At 45.4% G+C, this 1561-nt stretch carries 2 protein-coding genes; both read left to right on the top strand.

What is annotated here, in order from left to right; translation table 11 throughout:
- The first annotated feature begins 127 nt into the window (after positions 1–127).
- Complete coding sequence (locus tag N1032_RS23020) at positions 128–1072, top strand: hypothetical protein (protein ID WP_259542653.1); 945 nt, start codon at positions 128–130, stop codon at positions 1070–1072.
- A gap of 80 nt (positions 1073–1152) precedes the next feature.
- The coding region (locus N1032_RS23015; RefSeq protein WP_259542651.1) for a gamma-glutamylcyclotransferase family protein at positions 1153–1561 on the top strand (409 nt) is incomplete at its 3' end.

Below are 1561 nucleotides of genomic sequence, written 5' to 3'. Positions count from 1 at the left end.
TGACCATCGATCCGCATTCAGTGCGCTTTGATACCCGTGCCGAATCCGGCAAACCTGCTGTGCTGGTGGCTTACTTCCCAGCACGTTCTGTTGTTGAAGTTGTTAAGAAGGCTGACAAATAATGTCAATGTCAAAACTCGATCCAAAATTCAGTTACAATGACATCGCCAGAACTGGTGGGGTGTATTACACTAAACGGGGTCAGAAACTTACTGCTAAGGTAACTCTGCTGAGTCCTCGTATCGGTGTGGTTGAGTATAGCCCAGATGAAAATGGTACATTCCTTTTCACTGATACTTTCCGCCCTAACTATGGTATGACTATTCGTGAACTGCGTAATAGAACTGCCAATCACAGCCGACAGACTGAAGCTGGTCTATCCTTCTGGGTTGAAAATGATGATCGTGAAACCACGATTAACAATCTGGCCCGTGAAATCACTCTTCTTCAAGAGAAAGTCACCCAACTATCAAAACCAGATAACAACAAATACAAACTGATGCTGTTAGTTGGTGATCGTGAGATTGCCAATTACAAAATCGGTTTCAATATGGGTGATTCTCTCATCCTGATGGGCGGTTGTAATAAACCTGTTGCTTTCGTTAACGTCAGCAGCAAAGGCGCGGTAGTGACCTATGATGATGTTGGTCGCTATCTGAAAACTTACCCAATGAGCCGCACCAACGGTCTGATCACCAACGGCGATATCCGTGAAGTGCTGAAAGAAGCTGGCTTCGATGGTATGCTGATGCTGCGTAAAGATGAGTATGCCAACGCATACCGTGAAAACGTAGTGGCTCTTCTGGATGGCAAGCCTGCACCAAATCAGGGCATGAATGCGCATATCAATGATGCTCCACAGCAGACTGGCGGTAAGTTCATTCTGTGGGCACCTGATAGCAATATTCCGCCTCGTGTAATCATGGAAGGTCGTGCTATGTCCAATAGCATTGCTGAACAGATGCACGCTCGTCACGGTAAAACTTTCTATGTGGCTCAGCTGGTTCGTAAAGTTGAAACTGTAACGAAAGTGGTAAAAACTACTGAGAAAAAAGTTACCGATCTCGTGTAATTTTTGTCATCCAGTTTATGGGGTCATGTATATACTAATGACCCTCCTTTAAAAATGATTTAATCAAAGAGACAAATTCAATGTCTGTCAAAACTCCCGCTGAAGGTAAATGTTTCGTAGCAACTTATGGTTCACTGCGTCGTGGTATGCACAATACTCGTGTAAATCAGATGGCTGGTGGTGAACTGGTTGGTCTGGGTAATACTGATCGTCCGTATAATCTGTATGACCTGGGTTCTTTCCCAAGCATCTCTCTGGTACACACTGATCAGGAAACTCCTGTTCGTGTTGAAGTGTACGAAACCAATATTGAAGGTGGCCTTGAAGGCCCGTATGATCGCCTTGAAGGTTATCCGCACTTCTATAACCGTACCGAAGTTCCAGTGACTCTGGACAACGGCGATACCCTTACCGCATGGATTTACCACATTGACGAAGACGCACGTCGTCCCGTCGAAGGTGGTGACTGGTGCGTGTATCGTAACTCAC

This window comes from Herbiconiux daphne (assembly GCF_024979295.1).
In the GTDB taxonomy this organism is placed as follows: Bacteria; Actinomycetota; Actinomycetes; order Actinomycetales; family Microbacteriaceae; genus Herbiconiux; species Herbiconiux daphnes.
This window is presented reverse-complemented; position numbering and strand designations above follow the sequence as displayed.

Coding starts and splice junctions, on each gene's coding strand:
- N1032_RS23020 (WP_259542653.1), top strand. CDS start 128: ATGTCAAAACTCGATCCAAAATTCAGTTACAATGACATCGCCAGAACT.